Origin of the sequence: Nesterenkonia sp. Act20, from assembly GCF_019173455.1 — a bacterium.
Taxonomy (GTDB): domain Bacteria; phylum Actinomycetota; class Actinomycetes; order Actinomycetales; family Micrococcaceae; genus Nesterenkonia.
Genome location: NZ_JADPQH010000002.1, coordinates 214,955 through 238,867 on the forward strand (window position 1 = coordinate 214,955; position 23,913 = coordinate 238,867).

At 58.3% G+C, this 23,913-nt stretch carries 18 protein-coding genes; 3 read left to right on the forward strand and 15 right to left on the reverse strand.

Features of this window, described 5'->3' with window-relative positions:
• Positions 1-22: 22 nt before the first annotated feature.
• The 3 genes from IY716_RS10660 to IY716_RS10670 form a co-directional block, all read right to left on the reverse strand.
• On the reverse strand, positions 23-769 hold the full coding sequence (locus tag IY716_RS10660) for an acylneuraminate cytidylyltransferase family protein (protein ID WP_218221691.1): 747 nt from the start codon (positions 767-769) through the stop codon (positions 23-25).
• A 213-nt stretch (positions 770-982) separates the two neighbouring features.
• On the reverse strand, positions 983-1,189 hold the full coding sequence (locus IY716_RS10665; RefSeq protein WP_218221692.1) for a hypothetical protein: 207 nt from the start codon (positions 1,187-1,189) through the stop codon (positions 983-985).
• A gap of 14 nt (positions 1,190-1,203) precedes the next feature.
• Entirely contained in the window at positions 1,204-1,776 is a 573-nt protein-coding gene (locus tag IY716_RS10670) for a hypothetical protein (protein ID WP_218221693.1), read from the reverse strand.
• Between the two features lie 726 nt (positions 1,777-2,502).
• On the opposite strand from IY716_RS10670, the gene IY716_RS10675 reads away from it, so the two are divergent.
• Entirely contained in the window at positions 2,503-3,651 is a 1,149-nt protein-coding gene (locus tag IY716_RS10675) for a glycosyltransferase family A protein (protein WP_218221694.1), read from the forward strand.
• A gap of 36 nt (positions 3,652-3,687) precedes the next feature.
• On the forward strand, positions 3,688-4,578 hold the full coding sequence (locus IY716_RS10680; protein ID WP_218221695.1) for a DMT family transporter: 891 nt from the start codon (positions 3,688-3,690) through the stop codon (positions 4,576-4,578).
• A 43-nt stretch (positions 4,579-4,621) separates the two neighbouring features.
• Here the strand turns inward: IY716_RS10680 and IY716_RS10685 are convergent, their stop codons facing one another.
• The 12 genes from IY716_RS10685 to IY716_RS10740 all read right to left on the reverse strand — a co-directional run bounded on the left by IY716_RS10685 (position 4,622) and on the right by IY716_RS10740 (position 21,003).
• Positions 4,622-5,050 carry a hypothetical protein gene (locus IY716_RS10685; protein ID WP_218221696.1) on the reverse strand — a complete coding sequence of 143 codons (429 nt, stop codon included), beginning with the start codon at positions 5,048-5,050 and terminating at the stop codon, positions 4,622-4,624.
• Positions 5,047-7,545, reverse strand: a complete 2,499-nt coding sequence (locus tag IY716_RS10690; protein ID WP_218221697.1) for a glycosyltransferase family 2 protein — start codon at positions 7,543-7,545, stop codon at positions 5,047-5,049. Before IY716_RS10690 ends, IY716_RS10685 begins: the two co-directional genes overlap by 4 nt.
• Positions 7,546-7,597: 52 nt before the next feature.
• Entirely contained in the window at positions 7,598-8,470 is an 873-nt protein-coding gene (locus tag IY716_RS10695) for a hypothetical protein (protein ID WP_218221698.1), read from the reverse strand.
• A gap of 43 nt (positions 8,471-8,513) precedes the next feature.
• A complete protein-coding gene (locus IY716_RS10700; RefSeq protein WP_218221699.1) occupies positions 8,514-9,170 on the reverse strand; it encodes an HAD family hydrolase in 657 nt (218 codons plus the stop codon).
• Entirely contained in the window at positions 9,167-9,859 is a 693-nt protein-coding gene (locus IY716_RS10705; RefSeq protein ID WP_218221700.1) for a cytidylyltransferase domain-containing protein, read from the reverse strand. Before IY716_RS10705 ends, IY716_RS10700 begins: the two co-directional genes overlap by 4 nt.
• The gene (locus tag IY716_RS10710; RefSeq protein ID WP_218221701.1) at positions 9,856-11,493 is read right to left on the reverse strand and encodes an aldolase catalytic domain-containing protein; all 1,638 of its coding nucleotides are present in this window, start codon (positions 11,491-11,493) and stop codon (positions 9,856-9,858) included. The genes IY716_RS10705 and IY716_RS10710 overlap by 4 nt, the downstream gene beginning before the upstream one ends.
• Positions 11,494-11,515: 22 nt before the next feature.
• Positions 11,516-12,466, reverse strand: coding sequence for a hypothetical protein (locus IY716_RS10715; RefSeq protein WP_218221702.1), 951 nt, complete (start codon positions 12,464-12,466; stop codon positions 11,516-11,518).
• A 935-nt stretch (positions 12,467-13,401) separates the two neighbouring features.
• Positions 13,402-14,436 (reverse strand): GSCFA domain-containing protein, encoded by a 1,035-nt coding sequence (locus IY716_RS10720; RefSeq protein ID WP_218221703.1) that lies wholly within the window; start codon positions 14,434-14,436, stop codon positions 13,402-13,404.
• Between the two features lie 19 nt (positions 14,437-14,455).
• Complete coding sequence (locus IY716_RS10725; protein ID WP_218221704.1) at positions 14,456-15,415, reverse strand: hypothetical protein; 960 nt, start codon at positions 15,413-15,415, stop codon at positions 14,456-14,458.
• Position 15,416: 1 nt separating this feature from the next.
• Positions 15,417-16,472 carry a glycosyltransferase family 4 protein gene (locus IY716_RS10730; protein ID WP_218221705.1) on the reverse strand — a complete coding sequence of 352 codons (1,056 nt, stop codon included), beginning with the start codon at positions 16,470-16,472 and terminating at the stop codon, positions 15,417-15,419.
• A gap of 438 nt (positions 16,473-16,910) precedes the next feature.
• Positions 16,911-18,476 carry a class I SAM-dependent methyltransferase gene (locus IY716_RS14065; RefSeq protein WP_218221706.1) on the reverse strand — a complete coding sequence of 522 codons (1,566 nt, stop codon included), beginning with the start codon at positions 18,474-18,476 and terminating at the stop codon, positions 16,911-16,913.
• A 22-nt stretch (positions 18,477-18,498) separates the two neighbouring features.
• Entirely contained in the window at positions 18,499-21,003 is a 2,505-nt protein-coding gene (locus IY716_RS10740) for a glycosyltransferase family 2 protein (RefSeq protein ID WP_218221707.1), read from the reverse strand.
• Between the two features lie 532 nt (positions 21,004-21,535).
• Between IY716_RS10740 and IY716_RS10745 the strand changes: the two genes are divergently transcribed.
• Positions 21,536-22,813 (forward strand): nucleotide sugar dehydrogenase, encoded by a 1,278-nt coding sequence (locus tag IY716_RS10745; protein WP_218221708.1) that lies wholly within the window; start codon positions 21,536-21,538, stop codon positions 22,811-22,813.
• Positions 22,814-23,913: the final 1,100 nt, after the last annotated feature.

Sequence of the window (23,913 nt, forward strand, 5' to 3'; positions counted from 1 at the left end):
AGAGGCCTCGAGGTCTAGAGCCTCAGAGCAGGCTCACTCCGCGGTGGGTCCGGGCGAGCGCCATGTCCTCGAGCAGCTGGAACTGCTCGGGCCAGTCGATGTCCAGCACGGCGTTCTCCGGGAGCTCATACATCTTCGGGTTGGTGCCGACCCGGTCACCGACCTCCCGCATACGTGCGAACGGGATGAAGTAGGCGCCGTGGTTGATCTCGTAGAGCGGCTTGATGTCCTGGCTGCGGGGCCACTTCTCTGTGGTCGGGTCGTAGTTGAACGGCCCGTTCTCATCCCAGAGGAAGGTCTGCAATTTAGTGACGGTGAGCAGGCTGTCGTGCCCGGCGTCGGCCGCCTCGCGCCAGGCGCGGATGAGCTCCCGGAAGTACTCGGCCTGCAGGAACGGGTGGGTCACATGGGTCATGCACATGGTGCCGCTGGATTCCAGGGTGGCCACGTAGTCAATGAACTGACTCATCGGGGTGGAGGACCGGCCGAGCTCGTCCGGGCGCTCCAGCGGGACGAACCTGCTGCCGCCGGCAGTCTTGGCGAACTCCTCGGTCACGCTGAGTACCAGCGGATCGTTGGAGGAGACGATGATCTTGTCGATCTCTTCCACCACGGCCAGCTGCTGCAGCTTCAGCTCCAGGAGCCCGCCGGGGATCTCTGCGAAGGGCTTGGTGTTCTTTTGCGGCACCCGCTCGCTGCCAGCGCGGGCGGGGATGACCACGGTGATCGGGCCGACGGCGTCTGCTGAGGTCTTTTCTGAGATGCTCACAGCCGTCGAGTCTACCCAGCGACGCTCAGGAGTACGTCACTCGCTCCGGCGATCTGGAACGAATAAAAGTCCTCGCTGTTCGGGCCAAGGATCGTGCCTTCTTTATTGGGCTTCTCCCAGAAGCCCAACGAGACTCAATAAATCGAAAAACGATGGTGGTCGCTCACCCTGCCAAGCGAACGACCACCATCGTTGGACTGATCGAATCTAGCGTTATTCAGAACTGCGCAGAGACCATCCCTGCGTGAAATTGCGGCGAATCCGGCGCAGTGCCTCGCGGCCACTCGCGGTCATCACCGTGGCACCGATGGCAGCTAGAGCGGCGCTGATGTACAACACGAAGGCCAGGTTCTCCGAGCCAGTGAGCATCCCAGCGATCACTAAAACTGCGAAGAGCAGTACGAATAGTCCGCCTCGCATATCGATACCTCCTATTACCAGCCCATGTAAACGGCCAGGGCACCGCCAGCTCCTGCGATGCAGCTGACAGCGAGGCCTGGCCCGATTTTACCGCCGATGAACTTCACGAGAGCCCAGTACGAGACTCGCTTTTCCAAGATGGAAAGGATGGCGTCAAAACCGATGACGCCGCCTGTGCATCCTGCGATGGTCGAGGCGATACCACCCAATGCGCCCTTGCTGCTGGATTGGGCCTGAACGCTGGAGCCGACGCTGACCTCCCCTGCGGAGGCCGCTGCCACTTCTTCTTCCATGGACTCGGCACTGGCCAACTCCACTTCGGAGCCGTCATCCAAGACGACAACGGCATCGCCTGCAGCGTTGAAGCCGAGAGCATGCGCATCCGTAGTGATCTCCTCTTGGCCCATGGCAGCGAGATCCTCATTGATAGCTTCGCGTGAGGTTGCGTCCAGGACCTGACTGTTCTCCAAATCAGCCGCAGCCTGTTCCGCGACGGATGGAACACTTGCGGCAGCACCAGCGACCCCGGTCGCCATCAGTGATCCCGTAACAAGGAGTGCTGGAATTCCTCGAGACAGCGTCTTCATAACTCTCCGTTCCCGATACGGTCGCCGACCTCTTCGACGTCCGAGCCTTCGCCCCTTCTGGACGGTTGCTCAACACAACGAAATCACAGGCAAAACGCAAACTGAAGGATATTCGCTAGATCGATTGGATAATAGCTACTAAAGAAGTAGCAATTTCAAATACTAAGAGTTTTAGAGCACTCGTGAAGCACTACTCTCAGACGACTGCCTCAGCCTGGACAAGGGGATCGTGAGAGCGGCGAGGGAACCGGCTAGCCCCCTATAGCGACAGCTTGACAGTGTTTTGCCCACTTCGCGCCGGCTGCGGACTTCCCGGCCTTGGCCACCAGAAGCGGGTCTTGGCGCTTTACAAGCAGCTCGGCCGCTTCCCGCGTCGATACCGCTCCGCTCCGCACCGGCAGACGCGTGGCAAGTTCATCCCACCTGGGAGTCCTGAATCCACAGAGGCTCTCGCTCCGAGAAAAAGGGTCCAGTACTTTGCACACCTGAGTTTCTAAACTGTGCCATCATTTCCGGAGTCAGATCTGGCGCCCCTGTGACGATACTGTCATTGGAACGAGCCCTCCGATGGAAGGCTCAACAAGCAATGTTCATGGACATCACCCGCCTCGCGCAGCACTTCGACTGCTGGCACGAAATCGCAGAGGGGCATACGACCACTACAGGATGGGACTCGATCAAGAGGTGAGAAGGCTGCTGTGGCAAGGTCAAAGGAGAGTCCTCGACGTGTTTCGTCCGCGCCCTCGCCCCTCCCCGGCCCGGTACACCCGCAACGCCGACGGGCCGCTGATCACCGTCGGGATCACCAGCTACAACGACGCGGAGAAGATCTCACGTTGCCTAGAGAGCATCGCGGCGCAGACCCTGGGGGCCGAGCACATCGAAGTGCTCGTCGTGGACGATGGCTCCACGGACAAGACCGTGTCACTCGCCCGCAGCCATGAAAACAGCGGCCCCTGGGCAGCATTCACCGTTCACCGGCACGGTGCCTCGGGCAGCCCGTCCAAGGGCCGGAACATCATCATGGACGAGGCCACCGGCCAGTTTGTGTTCTTCGTCGACGCTGATGACTATCTGGGCCCCGAGGCGCTGCAGACGATGACCCAGGCGGCGACGAAGAAACGGGCGGACATCGTAATCGGCCGCTACGTCGGGGTGAACCGCTCAGCGCCCAATGTCCTGGAGCCTCGCGGGACGTCCTCGAGCAAGGACTACCACTCCGGCTGGCTCAACAGCCTGCATGTGCAGAAGCTGTTCCGCACCGCGTTCATTCGCAGCCTGGACTACCGGTTCAACGAGTCGCTCATCTACGCCAGTGATCATCCCTTCATGATCAGCGCGTTCCTGCACGCCGAGCGCGTCGCCATGGTCGAGGACGTGGACTGCTATTTCCTCACCATGGACGCTCCCGAGACAGAAACTGAGACAGCGACTGGAACTGAGACGGCGTCTGGGACTGCCAGTGCCTCAGCCACGGCACGGGTGAACGTCTCGCGCGCGGAGATCTCCGCGAAGAAGCAGCTCCAGTTTCTCCACGACTGCTTCGGCATTCTGGCCCTCGGCCGCGGCCAGGGCGGCCGGACCAGCACCCGGGCTGGCACGATGCGCGCCGACTATTGGAACCGACTGCTGAAGCTGCACCTGCCCATGCTGGTGCTGCGCAAGAACGACGACGCCGCCATTGTGGAACTGGCTCAGCAGGCCCGCAACATGGCCGAGCTCTATGGCGCCCAGACGCAGCGCTCCCGACTCGCCGAGGGCGCCCAGACCATGCTCACGGCACTGCAGCAGACCTCACAGGATGACCCGGGAGACGGCGCGAAGCTCACCGCCGCTGCCGAACAGGTCCGAGCTGATGTCCGCGGATCGGCCTGACGGCTTGCCCTGAGTCTGCAACCAGGAACCCCTCTCATGCTCCCCTACCTGATGATGATCATGGTCGTGATCTTCTATGCGGGGAACATCCTGGTCGGTGAATCGCTGAACAGCCTTCCGCCACTGACCATCGCGTTCTGCCGCCTGGTCATCGCCTTTCTCTGCCTCGCACCGCTAGCGGGCAAGGCCGCCTGGAGGGCACGGGAAGTGTTCCGTGAACAGTGGAAACCCCTGCTGCTGCTGACGCTCACGGGTGTCGCCTTCTTCAACACGTTCATCTACGGGGCTCTGCGGTTCACCTCCTCCACGAACGTCTCAGTCCTGGAGTCTCTGATTCCTGCGCTGACTCTGGCGCTGAGTGCGCTGCTGCTCCGGGAGAGACTGCGCTCGGTCCAGTGGTGGGGAGTCGCGCTGTCCCTCTTGGGCGCGCTCTGGGTCATCACCGATGGCCAGCTCCTGCGCCTCGGCGAACTCTCCTGGAACGTGGGAGACGGCATCATGATCGGGGCGATCATCTCCTGGGCGGTGTACTCCATCGCGGTGACGCGGTACCTGCACCTGTTCCCCAGCTTCAGCGTCGTCCTCGTCATGACCGGGCTGGGGGCCGTCATTCTGGCGCCACTGGTCGCAGTCGAGTGGATGATACTCGGTGTTCCCACGCTCACGTTGACCGAGCACCTGCCGGGACTGCTCTACCTGGGGGTCTTCCCGAGCGTGGTGGCGCTGCTGTTCTACAACCGCGCGGTACAACGTCTGGGCGCCGGCAGAGCATCTGTCTTTCTGAACTTTCTGCCGGTGGCCACTATGGCAGGAGCCGTCCTGTGGCTGGGCGCGGAGCTGACTGCAGCAAAAATCATCGGGGCACTCGTGGTCATCCTCGGCGTGCTCCTGGCCACCCGCACCGGCAGAACCCGGGTGACCCGCTAGCCAGCGAACCGAGTGCCGCCGGCCTCCGTCGCGCCAGGGCGCCTTACCGCTGAGCGCTCTCCTCGCCGGCTGACTCTGCCCGCAGCCGGGCGATCTCGTCTTCAACGTACTGACGGTGGTCTTCGAATCCGGCGAGCGTGCGTGCCTCGCTGGTGCGCAGTCGGGCTTCGGTGGCGTCGAGGGTGCGGTTGATCTGGATGGTGCGCTCGTCGATGCGCCGGAACATCGCCGTGGTGCGCGCGGGCCTGACGCTCGCCTCCAAGTCGGTGAGCCTCCCGCGAATCCCAGAAGAGGTGTGGGTCATGGCCGCCAGGGTCAGAATCACCAGCGCCGAGAACAGACCGAAGCTAACGATCCCGGCGACGGCGGCGAAGACCCAAAGCTGCATCAGCACCGCGATCAGGGTGACCACCAGTGAGACCCCGTAGAGCGCGATCAGCCCGAGCTGTTCTTTGGAGAGTCCTCGAGTCATAGGGCCAGTGTCTCCCGATCCGGTGTGGTCATGGTCTGCTCGGCCAGCTGGCCGATGAAGTCTGCATAGGCGGTCCACTCGTGCCTCCGGGCGAGGGCCAGTCCGCGTGCGGCCTGTTCGGCAAACAGCTGCTCGTCGGCGCTGTAGCGACGAATCAGCGGCTGAACGTCCTCCGCCTGGGCATAGAGTGCGGCGCGTCCGTAGACCGGCTCGAAGGCCGGAGGGAGGACCGCGACGGCGCCACTGGCCATCGCCTCCAAGACGGCCCGCTCCGGGTGATCGGGCGGAGTCTGCGCGTAGTGCACGAAGAAGTCCACGGCGCGGTAGAACCCTGCCCGGGATGCCTCTCCAGGTTCGAAGGCCACCCAATTGGCGGGCAGATGACGGACGTTCAGAGCGCGCTGGGCGGCTGCAGGGTCCCCATAGAGGCGGACATCGGTGTTCTCCTCGGCAGGCCAGCGTGCGAGCGTCTCGGAGGCGTGAGCGGGCCAGTCTTCGCGGGTGACTCCGGCCCAGCGGCCGATCACGGGGCGCCGGGAGGAGAGGCTGCGGCGCCTCCTCGCGGCGCCGGGAGCGAAGGGACTGGTGTAGCTGAATGCGCTGATGTCCTCGGCCGGCAGCAGCTTGTTCAGGGCCGTTCGGACACGCGCGGTGCTCGGCACCCACTGGGCGCGGCGTCCGAAATAAGCCTCTGCATGCCGGGCGCACTCCTCCGGCAGGTACTTGACCTTGGATTCGGCGTCGCGGGGCGGCGCCTCTGCGGCCACCACCACCTGCTCAGGGGTGAACGCCGTGGACCCGGCGGGCATGAATTGGAGGAGCTCGGGATTGCGCACCAGCAGCAGCCCCACCGCGTGGAAGTCTTCGTCGGCAAGGACCAGCTGGACCTGACCGGTGGAGATGAGCTTCTCGATCGGGGCGCAGTGTGTCCGGGCGTAGCGGGCCAGGTGCAGCGCGTTGTCCAGGTGCAGCACGCCGACGCGCTGACCGGCCTGCAGCAGATGGTGGATCTCCTCGAGGGCGCTGATCTGTTCGGGGCCGTATTCGCACCAGTCGGCGGCGATCACCACGTCCAACCGGGGGCCAGGTGGCGGAGGCTGGGTGAACCGTGCCGGGACGTGGACTGGAGCGTCCTCTCCGGTGCTGAGCCGCAGTTGCTCCGGTGTGGCCCGGGTGTGCCAGGTCTTATAAGCGCTCCAGAACGCCCGCCGGGCAGGGTGCTGCCAGCCGGGGCGGAAGTCCGCGCGGGAGAGTGAGTCGGGGAGGATCCGCATAAAGATCAGCGGCTCTTTGATCAGCCCGACGGGTTTGCGGACGTAGGCGGCCAGTCTGTTCCGCAGCTCGTTATCCGCTGCCTTGCGGGCGGGCAGATAGCCGCCGAGTTCGCGGAGGAGCTGGGTGGGCGCCATGAGGGTGGGGGCGCTGGGGATATAGGGCAGGTAGCCGCGGCGGATGCGCACCAGATCCTCGGTCATGTTCACCGTGTAGACCTGGTTGCCCGGCTGGTCCGGGTGTCGCAGGAGGTCGCTGACCTGTTTCTCGATCCGCTGGGGGTGGGACCAGTCGTCGGCGTCCTGGCCGGTGATGTACTCCCCTCGCGCCTGAGCGATTCCGACGTTGCGGGCGGCATAGGTGCCGCCGTTGGTGGCGAGCCTGATGACGCGGACCCGCTGGTCCAGGGCCTCGAGCTCATCGAGAATGGGCGCATAGTCCGCCGGAGAGGCGTCGTCGAGGATGAGCAGCTCCAGGTTCTGCCAGGTCTGCTCCAGGATGGAGCGCGCTGACTGGAGCACGTCCTCTCGCTGCGGCTGGAACGCCGTCATGATCACGGTGACCAGCGGATCGGCGGGCCCCTCCCCCACGCGCGGTGCGTCGGGGTCTGGTGTGGAGGTGAGCAGGTTGAACGGGATGCCGTCTCCCGGGCGCAGCGTGACCGGAGCCAGGTCATAGTCGTCGAACTGCCGGTTGAACCGTTCCTGCCACCGCTGGACTGAAAGCCCGTCGCCGCCTCGGATGAACGGGCTGCGGGAATCGGTGACCAGGTAGTCGAAGTGGAAGGAGCGCACCTCGGGGTGCTCGGCAAAGAGCTGCTCCAGGTCAGCGAAGCGCTCCTGTTCGAAGAGCAGCTCGGCCTCAAGCTTGAGCAGCTGCCGCCTGTTGGTCGGCCAGTCCCTGGGCCGGTGGTTGATCAGCTGCAGCGCGGCCGTGGCAAACTCGGTATCGGTGGGCTCGGTGTTCTGCAGGGCGCAGACACCTGCGAGCCGGGCGAGCCAATCCACGCTCAGCGAGTAGCTGGAGACGGAGCCCTCAAGGACCTTCCCCACGGTTTCTGCGTATCCCATGGTCCCGTGGGAGGCGCCGGAGGCAAGGATCTCGCGCATGTGGACGGAGGCGCCACGCAGGGCGGTGCTCTCAAGTTCAGCGATGCGCCCTGCTCCTCGGGAGATGTAGCCCTGGATCATGCCGGCGCGCCAGAGGTCCTCAGTGCTGTCCAAAATGCGCCCTCTCCTCTGCTGCCCCTCCAGCTGCGTTTCGTCCCGCAGCACTCTACGCGGTCCAGTCCTCGAGCATAGTGACACCGCGGTCAATCGTGTCCACGAATCGGGCGCGGCCCGGGGGCTCGTGAAAGGGTGCCGCGGAGTACTCTTCGAAGCGGACCCGTTCCGCGTTGGGGCCACCCTGGACGGAGTCTCTGAAGGGCAGATAGTGCTTCACGTAATGGTGTTCATCGCGGACGTTCTGCACCACCAGCGCGTAGTTCTGACGCGGCTCTGAGTAGGTTGTGATGGCGGAGACGCGGCTGCCGAGCGCCAGCAGCCATTTTCGGCGAGACCTGTCTCGCTGTTCGAGCGCAGGCATGATGCGTCGAATGTAGCTGGCCTGCGCCTTCCAGTGATACCTGTTCAGCGCGGTCTGAGCGTTGAAGGAGATCGCCAGGCTTCCGGGAAGATGCGGGGCGACTTGAAGTGCGGCGAAACCCCCTCCGGAAGACCCGACCAAGACTATCTGGTCGGCACCGGCCGCCTCCGCCGCCTTAGTGATGACCTCCCCCAGCAACGGATAAAGCTCCACTCCCTCCCACCCCAGATACCAAGCGAGCAGCAGCTTGGAATCAACCGTGAGTGTGGGGTCAGACAAAAACAGACAGGAGTACTCAGTGCGTTCATCCAGCGTGCGGAGCCACTCGAAGCGGGGCAGGTGATGACGTCCGTTGAGCATGGCCCCGTGAAACACGACGACGAGCGCGCGGCTGCCCTTGTTCAGCAGCAACGCGTCCAGGCGGCCCCGGTCGTCAAGGGCGACAGCGTAGCGCAGCGCACCCCGCTGGGCACTGAACACCAGCTCTGCAGGGAAATCAAAGCGCACTACCGGGACGGAGATGCCGCCCCGATCTGGGGCGACGACGGGTTCAGTGTTCATGATCAGCGACAAGTATGCCATCAAACCCAGACTCGCCGGATCGCTAGAGGAGGGTCTGCAGACTCTCCACGCTGGCGATGTCGTTCCGCTGGCACCACGCTTTCCACCCGGGGACTTCGGTCCATCCGGAGATGAAGATGAAGTCGAGTCCAGCTTTAGTGGACGCCCTGTAATCGTAGGTGCTGTCGCCGAGGAACAGCGCGGGTCCGGAGATATTCTCTCGCTCCAGTTCCCGGGCAAGGATGGCGTCTTTCGTGTCCGGGCTGCCGAAGATGCCGCCATCGAAGTGCTCGTGGATGCCGCGAGTCGTGAAGATCTCGCGAATCTCTTCTTGGTCTCCTCCAGAGACGATCAGCCACTGGGACGCTTTGGTGGCTTCGCGCAGCTCGTCCAAGCCTGGGGCGATCTCGCATGCCATCAGACCGGTGCGAACATGCCCAGCGTAGGTCTCCAGCAGAGAATCCAGTCCCGGACCTTGGCTACCATCGACCATTTCGTCAAGGAAGAGCGCGAACTTCTTGTAGCGGGAGATCCCACCATTGGCCACGTGGAATTCGACCATCCGCTGCGCCGCTTCCTCACCGTAGGCCAGGGCGGTCTGGTAGAAGGCCTGGGTCTTGACCTTGTTGGAGTCGAGAACCACCCCGTCACAGTCGAAGACCAGCGTCGGGTACTTCGAGAGCTCAACCGGTGAGCTCACAGCTCCACGAGGCCCTTCTGCAGGAGCGTCTCCCCCACGATGAAGTCCGCGTTCCAGTCGATGTCGTGGCTGACCAGCTTGTCCAGGGAGTACAGGTACGGGTGCTCGCCAATGCGGTCATCGAGCTCCTGGTAGACCTGCGCCGGGGCGAGGAACACGCCACTGTTGACCTCATGGACAGGTTCCAGCGTCTGCGTGCGTGGCCATTTCTCCACGGACCGGTCATAGTTCATCGGACGTTCGCGCTGCCAGAGGAAACCGTGGATTTCGGTGGTCGTCATCAAGGAGTCATAGCCAGCGGCGAGCTGCTCCTGGTAAGCAGCGATGATCTTGTCGTACTGGGCAGCGGTGATGAACGGGCTGGTGACATGCGTCCACAGAATGTGCCCCTCCCCGATCAGCTCCAGAGCGTGGGCCACCAGCTGGTCGGTGCTGGTCGCGCTCGAGGACAGCTCCTCGGCACGCCGGTGCACTCGGAGCTTCGGGCTGTCCAGGGTCTGTGCGTAGGTGAGGATTTCCTCATCGTTGGTGGACAGGACGACTTCGTCTACACGGTCGCTAGAGAAGAGCTGCTTGAGCTTGATCTCGATCAGTCCATGCTGAACATCCGCGAAAGGCTTGATGTTCTTGCGCGGGACGCGCTGACTGCCGGCCCGGCACGGAAGGAAGGCGGTGACGCGTTCGCTCATCGGATCATTCCGTAGACGCTCTTCTGGACGTCCACATCGTATTTGGTAGGGGTGATCGAGGTCAGCTGCACCGAAGTCTCTTCCTCCGTGTAACGGCGGACCACGCTGTTCATCTCCTCATTACGCGCATCTTCTCCGGGGTAGCCGTCGAATCCTGCGAGGTGGAGACTCTTTGCCTTGCCGCTGGCGATGACAGCAAAGGCATACGCCATCACCAGCGAGGTCGGCGCGACGCAGTGCGTATCCCCGAAGCTGAAGGTGTCTGGCTGCACGCGGAGCCCGAAGTCCAAGACTTCTTTGTTCCCCAGCGCGTCCTTCGCATCCTGCGGCAACATCGAGTAGGGCGCGATCAACGGCTGAGGCAGACGCACATGCTCCTCGGCGTCGGCCAGCAGTCGGATGGGATGGGAAGCGACCCGCACATCGATGAGCTCGGAAGAGACTGAGGTCTGCGTATTCAGCGCGACGACAAACGGCTTGTGCTCCTTGATGAAGGACTCGAGTGCGAGCTGGTGGTCAGCGACGCCGGGGCCGGTTCCGAGCAGCAGCACGTCGCGATCCTTGAAGAGGCTCTGGGGGTTCCAGCTACCCTTCGCGTCCTCGCCATAGAACTGCCGAGCTGCATCCATGGTCTGGACATCAAACTTCGCGCCGCCTTCAACGCGAAGGTGCCCGATCACGGAGAGCACATCTTCCTCGTCGTACCGCGCATCATTGAGCATGAACTGGATGTAGGTCGGGTGGATGCTGTATTTGCCGGCCAGGTAGTAGAACGGGTTGGTTCCCCATCCGTAGTGGGCCTGCATCGGCTTGAAGTGCTCGCGAAGCAAGTTCATCAGCGGCACGAAGTTCGGGTTCTTGCCCCTCCGGGCGGCCATTTCAATGGCAAGCTCTTCGGTGCGGGCATTGCCGGGCCCACGGCCCATGCCGGTGACCGTCGAATCGATCCACTCGACGCCCTCGTCCATCGCGCGCAGCGAGTTGGAGAGGGCCAGCCCCATGTTGTCGTGGGTGTGAATGCCCATGGGTCCGGACCATTCAGTTCGGATCCACTGAATGATCTGGGCCGTCTGCTCCGGGGACATGCCGCCGAAGCTGTCGGCAAAATAGAGGACATCGAGCGGGTACTGAGCGGCGGTGCGCGCGAGCCGCTTGATGTCCTCTTCGCTGCGGTCAGCGACCTGCATGAGGTTGAAGCCGACCTTGTAACCGCGCTCTTTCAGCCAGTCTGTGGCGGGAACGGCGGCTTCGAACTCGTGGACATGGCAGGCAACACGGACAAGCTCTACGGGTGAATCCTCCGCTGTGACGGGGAACAGCCGTTCAAGCGCGTCGATCTGAGGCATGGTCTTGCCGGTCAGCTCGCCTCCGTTGACCATGACTCCGATCATCACTGAACTGGGAAGCGGAAGGCTGCGAAGGAAGTCATCGGTGGTGAAAGCACAGGGACCTTGGTACCCAGAGTCCTTCAGCGTGCGGAAGCCTAGCTCGAGCGCGTCCACACCTGCCGCCGGCAGCGCGTTCAGATAGTCCAGGATGAGCTCTCGGGAGAAGTCCCAAGAGTTGTAGTACCCACCATCTCTAAAAGTGCAGTCGAGGAACGTCGGCATTGCAGAACTGGTCGAATTAGTCACACGAGCATCCTACCGGCTGACCTCAATTATCCAGGGCCTCTGAACTCATGCTGGCAGCAGCCTCCAAGAAGTTGCGCTTCAGAATCACGAAGGACTCAGGGTGTTCGTTAGCTGAAATACGCAACGATTCACGAAGAGTTTTGTCGATTAGAGCCTCGGAAACCTTCCCGCCACCTCGAACCAAGCGCATCGACTCCAACACGTCACGATGGAAACTGCCAAGCTCCGAAAAATGCGCAAAAACCCCGGTGGCACCTTGTGCGCTCAATTGGAACAGCTGGCGGGCAAGCTTCGCATTCGCAGCCGCCTCTTCCTCCAAACCCGCCAACTTGTACAAGAGCGTCAGAACCCGCAGACCCTTGCCCATATTAAAAGCCAGGATGAAGAACGACTGGAAACTTTTCTGCGCAAGGAGGTCCCGCAAAGAAGATACTGTTCTGATAAACCCTAGCGTGTCACCACGAGCGAGATACACATGCCAAAGAGTGGTGAGGACGGAGACTTGCAGGTGCTCCCGGTTGTTGCGTGGCGTCTTTTCGAGGTCACCAGAAGGCAGCACAATGAGTGCACGGAGGAGCATCCGCTCAGCCTCATCCAAGTATAGTGGGTCCCCTAATTCCACAGCCTTGTAGCCACACACCACTGCCGCAGAAACGCGGTATCCTGACGTTCCTCGAAAATATTCGAAAGTTTGTTTCCCGACAAAAAAATCAACGCGCGGAATATTCGGACGGCTTCTTTTCGACTTAAAAGACTGCTCGAATTCTTTGTCGGTCGCGTGGAACAGTTCATCTAGAGAGGCTAAAACTGTGCCCTCAGCAGATCGCAGCAACTTGAAACTTCGAATGGGAAGCTGCCCTTCCGGAAAGTCGAACCGGAGCACGCCATTTGAGCATCGGGAACTTAGGTAATACTCCTGGCCGTCAGTACCTTCTACTACAACTGCACAGTCTGCTAATTGTTCCACCGGCACATCCTCCGCTCCTTCCCTCCGGAGCCCAACTGTCGCGCGCACGAAGTCATATTCCCAACCCACTAAAAACCTCCAATGACAGATCGCCCTCCGGAACTCACCAAAAATGTAACCTGAGCGGAATCCGAGGTCAGCAAAGAACGCTACTCAACGCGTCATCCAACACAAGTCCCAGCCATTCCGCGACAGAATTCATCAAGCAACCATGGCGCCACGTTCCACTCCACGGAGGTCCGGTCGAAACCCAAGAGCACTCTTCCGTTGGCAACTCGAAACCCGAAGTACCCTCTAGGGTACAAATGGACACCGAGGAAGCTGTCACTTGTGAGCCAAGTAAGCTCTGCCCATTACGCCCACGGCGGTCGTGGCATCCATACACTTAGCTCCGCGCCCCGACGCTAGCAACGGGGACTGACCACCAGCTGTAAATGATGTATCAGTTTCACATGGATATATCATTAACGGGAAAGAAGCTTTCGTGCCAGCTTACGCAACTGACGCAACGGCTTTGTGAAGCGCCACGAATACGTTTGCCTCATCCGACGAAGCTGACCCTGGTCCTTACGTTGCTGCTCGAGGAGCTTTGTAACACGTAGTTCGAGATTCGTGATCTTTTCAGATTGGCGTTCGATCGTTGACGCGTCTTGCTCGGCCTGCTCTTCGGCCGCTCGCAACCACCGATACCGAGTCCTCGCCTTATGTTGCCACGTATCCAGCTCAAGCCGATTGGCGGCTCGTTCGCCCTCGATTAGGCGGGTGAGTGCCAGTGTCTCCCTAAAGCGGGTCTCACGTTCGTCCAGCAAGGCTGCATGGCAATCGTCGGGTGCCCCGGACAGAGCGCAACTGTCCAAAAGATCTTTGGAAGAATCCAAGATTCGGCCACTCCTGCCTGTGCGTGCGTTAGTTTACTGATGGAACACTCGACACCTAAGCATCTAAACCGGCTGACTCACGTCCAGCCTTCCTTCGTCACATATTAGCTCCCCATCATCGGCAGCGTCTTGCTGAGCAACGAACGTTTCACCAAGTCGCCCAGAAAAGAAGTGATCCATCACAACATCCACGCCGAACTGGTTAACGTTGCGCAGATCCGGGTCATAGAACATTCCCCGGGAGGCCGGAGCAGTAATGATCTCGTACGACGGAAAGTAGGAGATGTCTTCGTTCTCGCTCGCCAAATCACCGGCGACCGCTCTAAGCACAGACTTCGAATAAGTAGTAGCAACTAGTACGTGATTTTTGCTCGCCGTGGCAGCAAGCGGAACAGGCGACACCGTGAGAAGCATTCTAGCTTTGGGATTAACTTCCTTAAGCAATTTCCAAAACTCGCGCATATCTTGCATGACCTGGCTATAACGCAGGTTTCTGAATTGGTACTTACGTTTATCGTAATCACCCGCGAGGGTCCCCGGCGCTACAGGATAAATGGTTCCATCCGAGGTGGACTCCCAACCCTCGGTAAGTCCGAGCGTGAATACGAAGAGGTCCAGGTCGCGGAACATGCGCCTCACGGCCGCCAGGTGACCTTGTCGCAAATCGAGCACGTCACTTGGACTCTCCTGACCTACTGGATCGACGGATGGGCGTAGCGCATCGTAGAACCGACCGTCCTTTTCCCATACCACCTCCTCAGGCTGCCTCTCACCATGGGCCTCCAAAAACAACTGCCGGAGCTGGCGTGAGGTGTAGATATTCCCGTATCGGGCCGAAAAAACACCGAACCCCCAGCGGCGGGCCTCGTCCTTGCTCGGGAAGGAAACCACAGGCGGCTCCACATCGAGGAAGCGCGCACCACGTTGCTGCAAGTTCCGTCCAATGTGCTGTGCGAAGCAACTGCCCGCGGTCGCGATCTTGTCTTCCAGACCCAGCTGTATGGGATCCCATAGCTGCTCCAGGTCCGCGAAGTGACGACTGCCTACAGAGGCACGCCAGAACGCAGGGGTGTCAAGTCCCTTATATGGATGAGTCACTTCTTATTCACCAAATCTCTCAACTAATCGAGGACTGCTTGAGAAGCCCTGCCTTGACGACTTTCGCCATTCCTATATCACTTTCGGAAGTCACCCGGGTAGAAGTCTCTTCACGACGCGTCGAGCCCGAAACAGACTGGGACGCCAGCATTGCAGATGTGGCGAGGAGGTCTTCGACACCGAGACTTGGTGACGTGAGCGCGGTCCTCAACCATCTTGTGTAGCCTTCCGCAGGAACTGCACCACCATGACCGGGCTTTCCCCAATAGTCCGAGGAAAGGATGACCTTCTCATCCTCCGGCTCACCAGTCTTGTAACAAGCTGTCAAGAATGGTGTTAGCTGAAGCGCGTTGTGCTTAAAGTCGCCCTGACTCTGCACATAGACAACGCTATTGTTAAAACCTGATGCGTAAAGAGATGTTACATCAAGACACGTCTCTTTAGAGGCTTGCTCTAGCGATCTTCCTGGCCAGCATTGCTGCAGGTAGTTCACCACGGCTCCCGGCGAAAAATGTCTCTCCAAGTTCGTCTGCGGCACCATCACCAACGCCAGACTTTCGGGATCGTGGTACGAGAAGTAGAGAGCCGCGAAACCACCGCCCGAACTGCCGAGGTAAATAGTCCGTGAGGGCGAGAGGCTCGACTTCACAGCTGCAATGAACTCGAGGAGGACTGACTGCACGTCTAGCCCCTCATGACCCGCATACCAGCTACAGGAAAATCCGTCTCGTGACATCATGGTCGGATCACAAATCGAGATCTGATGAGCATTATCACTGAATGACTTTAAATTTGCCTGAAAAGCTGGCAGGGGTCGGAGATCACGTTTGACTGCGCCATGAAAGCGGATCACGAGCGGCGCGGAATCGAAGGGCGCACGAATAAATTTAAAGTGAACTTCTGTGCCATTTAAGGTTACGTAATCCTGAATCTCTTGTCCAGGTGCAACATTTAGGCGATTCGTAATTTCTTGGATCATTTTATTCCTCGAGAATTCTCAGCTTGGGAAACACCCGCAATACATTGCTGCCTGCGAATCGTTCAACTGCGTCGCTGGCGATTCGCTCAAGTTGTTCTATGTGAGCTTCGACGGTGTACCGCTTGTGCCGCTCAAACGCTTTGTTGGATATACGTACTAGCACTTCTGGCGATAGCGTCGCCAACGTGCTTGCGACATTCGGCCCAGTGTACTCGTCTAGCAGGAAACCCGAGATGCCATCTTCCAGGATTTCTGCAGGCCCAGGAGCGTAACTTGCCGCTATCACTGGGACACCGTACGACAAGGCTTCCGCCACGGCATTGCCGAAGGACTCCTTTTTAGAAGGAGCCAGCAGTACCGCAAGATCGCTGAACATGACATCAGGACTTCTCTCGTTCAGAACTATCTCAAATTGATCGTCCAGGCCCTCTGCGGTGACCAACGATCGGAAAGCGGTATAATCTGGAGAATTCTTGCCATCTGTGGTGAAAACTTTAATTGCACCCCAGTGACTGCCTTTCAACTGTCTCGCAATATCGATTAATTTTTCACTATCTTTGGCGTGAAAATCAATTCTTCCAACATACCCGAGACGCGTATTTTTTCCAGGACTGAATTCATTTACTGCTCGCTGTTCAACAGGGGCAAAACCCTTAACCTGACCGTGAATACCTAATTGTCTCTGAAAATTAATGTCACCTTCAGAAAATGACATTATGGCCATCGCTTTGAATTCCTCGACATATTTGCGATCTTTTAGCACCAGAGAATCTTGCAGCATAAAAGCCATTTGTCCAGCGCACACGTATATGACAGGAAACTGCTGTATTTGCTCCCGAATTTTCAGGGGGAACGCTCGAAGAGAGTTATTGGAAATAACCATTGCGGTGTCGCTCGTAAGCCACGTGTCCATGGTGCGCTCGAAATTTTCCGAGTCGGCCGCGAAACTTACTTCGTTCTGAAGCGAGCCCCCGTTCACGGCGCGCGCAGTCAGCGCGACATACTCGATTTCCCTACCTTGGCCGTGTGCGAGAACCTTTCGAGTTCTAGAAGACATGCCCCCGATGGTCGAGATGTCGGGAACTACTAGCACGACTCTCTTCAGTCGGCGATCAGACGGTAGTGGCATCCTTCCCATGAGCTGGCCGAATTGTCTGTAGTGCTCGCAGGGGTCCATTCCAAGTTCTCTGACGTCCGGATAGGCGCTCTGGTACCACGCGGGGTCGAACTGATCGTCAGCACAGACAGTGATCACGGGGCAGTCTCAATCTTCAGGTAGGTCTGGGGTAGTCGTCGGCCAACGAACCCGGTGGCTCCGAAGAAGACGAACGAAGCTCCGAGACTACACGCTGTATGTGCCTCAAGACATGCCATACCCAGCCGACGGGCCATACTGGGCGGTGGACAATGAACTTCTCGGGCTGTATTCCACAACTTATGGACCAAAAGGTCGAACTGATCGGCGTAGCCTTGAACACCCTGTTGGACCACTACCCTACCCCCGTTGTTCCCCATTCCTTTGAATCACACCCAACCTACTGATAGCCATGTCTCGCTGTTCGAACTCGGTATTGGCGGACAACCACTGCTCTAGAATTTCCTGCTCCTCTCCACGGTGAGTGTCGTCCAGGACGACGACAGCGTTGCGCGCAAGTCTCGCTTTGAGCACTGGGAGAGCAGGGAATCGTGCTGCGTCACCTACTCCCTTCGGGGGACCATCTACAAGTAGGAAATCAATATCCCGAGTATCACCCAGGGCAGACTCGGAATACCACTCAAAGTCTCGTCCATCAACGACGATCTTCTCCAACGGTGCAAAACGGCACTCCACGACGTCGGTCAGGCCATGTCGAGCAACCGCTTCTTGAGTAAGTTTGAGGTATTTGTCTAGGTGGTCCAGTGAAATCACTTTGGCCCCGTACTGACGAGCGATATGGCCCATCCACACGGTAGAAGCACCACTGCCTAGTTCAACGATCATCTTGGGACGCGTCTGCTCTAATAGCGCGACCAGGTGCAACAGCGCCTCCGGATCCATTGCAGACCCACCCGTTGCGGGTAGACCAACCGGTGGGTTCGGCACTTTGGGAACTAGCTGGAGAAGCGCTTGTACTTGGCGAGTCTCTTCCCGCGACATCAGGGTCACATGACGAGAAATCTTCTGCTCGAGTCGTTCCGAAGCGCTATCGAACTTCGCAACTGAGGCACTGCCTACCTCTGAGACCCGCTTGGACAACCTCTCCTCTTGCCTTTGCATCTCTGCCCGCAACTCTCGAACCAGCCCCTCGGCATGCCCTTGATCTTCTTCCACGCTGTTACGCGAAGCTGTCAGGCGGCGGTCATGTTCCTTGAGCAATGACAAAGCGCTTTCCACACTAATTTCCTGAGCTTCGATGGCAGTCCTTGCAATTTCCCAGCGTTCTGCAGACCGAAGACGTTCAGTCTCAGTGATACTCAAAATTCTACGCTCAGACTGCTCCACACGCGCCTTCAACTGGAGAACCGCATCGTTATCCTTGAGCAGTTTCAGTATTCTTCGCTCCCCAGCCCTGGCGCTACTCGCCTCTTCAGCGAAAAGACGAACTGATTCATTCAGTAGATCCTTGACTGCAGGGAACTCAGAGCGGGCGAGATTGAGTGTCTTCTTGCCCCTGAGGTCGAGATCCTCCAGTGCGGTCTTGATCTCTTCAATGCTGGCGCTGTCAGGACGCGACGTCAATGCGGACGACAACCCTGAGATTCTCGCTCTTAACTCCTCGGTCTCGGACTTTGCGCTGTTCGCGACCTCCAGTTGGTGGAGCTTCAACTCCTGAAATTGGCGATCAACCTCCACGCTATGTTTACCAACTATTCCGGAGAACTTCCTCGTAGTTGCCTCAACATGATCCAACAGGTCTTTGCCGGAGCTCTCGAGCCTGACCAACGAAGCGCGGTTCGCATCGACGCTGACGATGACTCGCGCGCCAGCGCACACTGCGGCCCCTAACGACGAGTAGCCGGCCAATGCAGCGATACCCCAGTTCTCAGTCAGAACCGACACAGCGCCAACAACCACACTCACGGCGACAATGACTACAAATACCCTATAGCTCCGAGACATAATGACCCCTAAGATCCCCGACTTTTAGTGCCGACACTGGCATTCGCAATTCTCGCGCTATAAATCTGATATAAGCAACCCTTGGAAATCGGTTGATTACACATCGCACGGCCCTATCAGATTGCCGCCTATAATCATCCCAGTCTGACCAATAATTAATGATTATCGATGGAACATCAACTTGCTCTGCATACACTGCACCATCCCCAAAAATCGGCTCAAACTCTGGGGCTAAAATAACCACACACCCAGTTGCCATCGCTTCAAGGACCTCGCGGTAGTGGTCTCCAGGCCACTGGGCGCTCTGGAAATAGACGAAGAAATCGATCGACGAATAAAAAACTCGTGGTTCGATCTCCGACTCGTCAAAAACAACCCAGGTCTCCGAATTTTGCTCTAGTAGTCGTTGTTTTGGCCCGAAATTGAGACTTCCCAGGATTCGCACGTCTGCATTTCGCACAGGGGTCCAGGCATCCCTGCGTTGCCCACATGCTTCTGGCCACGAGGACGCTATGCCCTGCGAGTGACGGCCCAAGACCGGCATGGTATTGCGGCGCCTGCTGCGTGGTACCGTCCACTCTTCAGGAAAGATGGCATGGGGTAGGACTTCCTTGCGCAAGTCACACTCTGAAACTCCCATCCCAGTTAGCATGCTTTGTATCGACTCGTTGGCCGCGACCCAAGCCGGCGAAACACCGAAGTGCAGCTTGACGTTGCGAGACACATCCAGTGGCAGGTATGACAGCTCTGATCCATCGAGGTTCGCGGGTGCTTGAGAAGCCACCACTAAGAGTCTTCGAACCTGTAACTTCGACGGCCCACGCGGGGCGAACTGCATCACTTCCGGATCCTTTATCACGATGATTCCGATCACTCCGTCGTCGTCGTCGAAAATCTGCGACACGACCCCCTCGTGAATTAGCTTCTGAATTTCGTCCGCTAGGGGCACGGCTTCCATCGAGGGGGACCATATAGACTCAAATTGGAGCAAACCAACGGCCAAGCCCTCATCCGTGAGGGACCTGAGCTGTTCCGCAGCAGAACGTAAATGCCCCGAGGAACCCCGGAAATCCCCAGCGAGCACCACATCTAGGTGTCTTGCGGGAGGGGTCAACACTCGAAGGCGATCAGGAACCGGGATAGGAAGTGTCTCAGCTTCCCTGCGGGGCACATGATGCTCAGTCACATTAGCTGTCCGATGCCAATAACTCACTTCACTCCAAAATGCACGCCTCGCTGGGTGTGACCAACCGGGTCTAAAATCACTCCGCGACAACGACTCAGACGTAGACCGGATAAGGTAAAGCGGCTCATCGAGTTTCGTGACGGTTGCACCAGTATGGCACTCGATCCGGCGACGGAACTCCCCATCTGCTCCTCTACGGATTGCTAGGTATCCCCCGAGTTCGTCGGCGATCGAACTGGGGATCATCAAACTAACTTCGCAACGTCGGAGCGGGTTTAATCCACGTTGTATACGCACTAGCGTCATATTCGCGCGAATGGCAGAAGTCGTCACTCCCGGCGCTTCAGGATTAGCCTGGAGATACCGAACTTGAGTCAGCAAGCGATCAGGGTGTGACCAGTCATCAGAATCCTGCCCCGTAATATAGTCCCCGGTAGCCGCCTCCATGCCAAAGTTTCTCGCCCGATACGTTCCACCGTTCTCCTTGAGAGTGAGGATGCTTACGCGCGGATCCATGCTGCTAGCAGCTTCCAACACTTTTTTAAATTGAGCAGGGCTGGAGTCATCAACAATTATTAACTCGAGATTGCGCCACGATTGGTTCAGGATTGATCGAACTGCACATAGGAACGTTTCGCGTTGCGGCCGGAATGATGTCATTATGACCGAAATTTTAGGCCCAGGCGGGTCTGGAGCAAGCAGGCAATCAGTAGTAATTGCATCAAAAGGATCTACTTTAGATGAAGAAAGATATATCGGACGCAAATTGAACTTTTCAAATGGAGAATTAAAATTGTCTATCCACTCACTGTACGAATGATTTTTGTTCAGGAATGGACTATTAATGTCTGCGCTCAGATATCCGTGAAACAAACTATCAATGTCGCGATTTCTTTTAACGAGAGACAATGCTTCCTGGAGTAGCCCTTCTTCGGTGAGCAGCTCGACTTGCAGCCTGTGGAAGCGCCTATGCTTTTTATCTGTAGCGAGTTCCGGATTGGAAACCTCGAAGAACCGCAAAGCATCTAGTCTATCGCTCGGCTCGAAATCCTGTAATGCGCAAACTCGTGCAAGCCTGGCCAACCACAAGTAGTCCAACCCCGACTCTTGAGCTGATTGGAGGTTCTCAGTGAGCCACGCAAAATCACCTCGACCCTTGGTGGCGCCGTATGCGAAGAGGTCCCGGACACCAACCGACTCGGAGAGCAGGGCATACGACTCAGCGATGTCAGCGTTGGCTTCCAAGCGCCTGAACGCGCTCTCAAGAAGTGCCCCGCGATCGAAGTTCTGGTCCTGGTACATACTCGCTCCTTCACAATACTCCGGGACTGATCCTAGACCAGGACGCAAGCCAACTACATTGCCCACTTCGCCTGCGGTTCGAGACACTCGCATGTGACCCCTCGAGCGATTCGCCTCTAGTGAAGGGTTCGATCGATCGGACCAAGGAGTATCGCGCAAGTTAACGTCGTACTTCTTATCGAGGCCCGCAGCTGAACCACCACGGTCAATCCTTCTACAGGAACACATACCCGACATCCTAAAAAGTGGTGACATCCTTCGGGCGCTAGCATTCACGTGGACCTGCGACTCCTCCATTCAGTAGCTCGCAGAACCTGAATCCGTAAAACGTCTTCGCAACCGCGAGGCGAGGAACGCCTACGACGGTGAGTACGTGACGCAGCTCGACAGTAATTGCGACGTGCACACCGTTTCCATCCTCTCCGCAACGTCACGAGGCTGTTCGGCTAGAGTCGTATCGGCCTTCGCGGCTTCGGCTGGATTACGTATAGGATCTGTGGGACATCAAGTTAGCCAGACGTAAGGGGCACCAGTGGCCGCGGAAGAGAATCAGCAAACTGCCACCGTAATCGGACAGGGCTATGTTGGACTGCCCCTCGCACAGGCCATCTGTGCGGTCGGCGTTAAGGTTTATGGTTACGAAATTTCTACCAGCCGGGTTGAGGCACTTAACAGCGGCACCTCTCATATAGACGACCTGAGCGACGATGAGTTGCGAGGAATGATCTCCGAGGGTTACGAGGCTTCGAGCTCGCCAGGGGTGATTGCAGAAGCCGACTTCATCGTGATCTGTGTTCCGACCCCATTGGATGAAGGGGGCGGGCCAGATCTGCGTGCAGTGGAAGCTGCTACTCGGACAATCGCGGATCATCTAAAGCCCGGCGCCACGGTCCTGTTGGAATCCACCACCTACCCGGGAACCACCGAAGATGTAGTGTTGCCAATTCTTGAGGGCGGGGGAAACGTACATGGTCGCGACTTTTTCCTAGCATTCTCCCCCGAACGTGTTGATCCAGGCTCCAGTAGCTATGGGATTACAAACACCCCCAAGCTAGTAGGCGGAATTACCGCAATTGCAACGGCCAGGGCGACTGCATTCTATGAACAATTCGTAGATACCGTTGTTCCACTCTCCGGTGCAAAAGAAGCAGAGACGGCTAAGCTCCTCGAGAACACCTATCGCCATGTAAACATTGCTCTTGTGAACGAGATGGCGCGTTTTTGCCACGATCTAGACATCAACATCTGGGAAGTGATTCGTGGGGCCGCCACGAAGCCTTTCGGTTTTCAGAAATTTACGCCCGGCCCAGGCGTCGGTGGCCATTGCATCCCGATCGATCCAAATTACTTGAGCTTTCAAGTCAAGAAGACCCTTGGTTACCAGTTCCGCTTCGTTGAATTGGCCCAGGAAGTCAATAACTCTATGCCGCAGTACGTAGGTAGCCGAATTTCAGACTTGCTCAATGAGCAGGGCAAGCCGCTCAACGGGGCGAAAATTCTGTTGCTCGGAGTAACTTATAAGCCTGACATTGCGGATCAACGGGAGTCCCCGGCCGTCCCAGTGGCTAAGGTGCTAAGGCAGAAGAAGGCCGATGTCACTTTCCACGATCCTCTTGTTGAAGAATGGCGGCTAGAGGGAGGGAACCTTCATCGGGTCGAGGACCTGGACAGTGCGATCACCAATGCTGACATTGTCGTACTGCTGCAGCACCACCGTGACTACGACATAGATGCGCTTGCACTCAAGGCGAAGGTCTTTTTTGATACGCGTGGGGGCGCCTCCAACGGGAACAATGTACACAGGCTCTAGCCAGCTGAGGCTCATGTTTGCAAAAGAGTGAAATACTCTCTCACTTCCCTCCCATCCACTCGAGCAACTGCTCGTCGTTGCGGTCGATCCTGCGGCGCAGGCCTCTCTCGCAAAATTGGGGTTTGCAAGGGTTCGATTTCGCTGATTTTCTTGGATGCACCGTGGTTATTTCAAGTGTGATGAAGGCGAGACCAAGACAGACCATCAGGGTCAACCAGCCTCGGCGATATTGTACCGAGCACTTGGTTCGGAGGGGTATGAGTCGCCCGTGAGCGATGAAGGGAGCTGGGGAGATACCAGAGGACTGTATGTGGAGAACCGTGACCCAGCTCGTCGAACACCCTAAGTCGGTCCGGCCGAAGGTGCGCGGCTTGTCCCTCATCAATGAATGTCATGTTGGAGCCAGAGCACCCAGCGGCCCCGAGGCGGTAGCTCCGGCCCATGAGAACCTCTAGCTTCTGCCCGCAAAAGTGGCTCCAGAGGGGACTGCACTCTGAATCTAGACAACGGTCGAGAATGTGTAGCTGGCCACCCTGACGTTGGCCCAAGTTCACAACGCTAGAGGCCTTCTACGACCTACGTGACAGGCGCTTATGGAAGTCCGACACCCCCGTCTATAGTGACAAACCGATGGCGAATGGGGTGGCGGAAGCCCGACGACGGAGGTCTCCGTAAGATCCTCGGCGGTTCACAAATAGTAAAGAACCTGAAGCTCGGGAGAGAGGTCGACTATGGGAATCCACTCCCACGGAGTCCATGCGGTAGTGCTACCAGGTGCCCGAAAAAGGGAGACAGCACCCTCGGCGTAGAGCGCTCAGCTTAGGGTCACTGAACTCCAAGTAGCTGGTGGTGGGATCTACGACCGAGACGACTGGCGGTCCAAGTTCGAGCCGTCAGTCACTTCGCGTGCCTAAGGCCGATGAAGCTAGGTGCGCTGTAGAGAAGTTTTGCACCGCAAGAGTTAGACTTCGCTCAGTTTCTCTGCGGATACGGAATCCACCTGTGGCCGTCACCTCCCACGTCCCGTCAAATGACCGCGAGATCGCCGCAGTGCCGAGTTCAGAATTCCATAGCTTGATCGGCGCTGCAAAGATTTGGTA

What these genes read in the sequence shown, in the direction of transcription:
- IY716_RS10665 (WP_218221692.1), bottom strand. Translation starts at nt 1,189, where the DNA reads ATGCGAGGCGGACTATTCGTACTGCTCTTCGCAGTTTTAGTGATCGCT.
- IY716_RS10670 (WP_218221693.1), bottom strand. Translation starts at nt 1,776, where the DNA reads ATGAAGACGCTGTCTCGAGGAATTCCAGCACTCCTTGTTACGGGATCA.
- IY716_RS10680 (WP_218221695.1), top strand. Translation starts at nt 3,688, where the DNA reads ATGCTCCCCTACCTGATGATGATCATGGTCGTGATCTTCTATGCGGGG.
- IY716_RS10685 (WP_218221696.1), bottom strand. Translation starts at nt 5,050, where the DNA reads ATGACTCGAGGACTCTCCAAAGAACAGCTCGGGCTGATCGCGCTCTAC.
- IY716_RS10695 (WP_218221698.1), bottom strand. Translation starts at nt 8,470, where the DNA reads ATGAACACTGAACCCGTCGTCGCCCCAGATCGGGGCGGCATCTCCGTC.
- IY716_RS10705 (WP_218221700.1), bottom strand. Translation starts at nt 9,859, where the DNA reads ATGAGCGAACGCGTCACCGCCTTCCTTCCGTGCCGGGCCGGCAGTCAG.
- IY716_RS10725 (WP_218221704.1), bottom strand. Translation starts at nt 15,415, where the DNA reads ATGATCCAAGAAATTACGAATCGCCTAAATGTTGCACCTGGACAAGAG.
- IY716_RS10730 (WP_218221705.1), bottom strand. Translation starts at nt 16,472, where the DNA reads ATGTCTTCTAGAACTCGAAAGGTTCTCGCACACGGCCAAGGTAGGGAA.
- IY716_RS10740 (WP_218221707.1), bottom strand. Translation starts at nt 21,003, where the DNA reads ATGTACCAGGACCAGAACTTCGATCGCGGGGCACTTCTTGAGAGCGCG.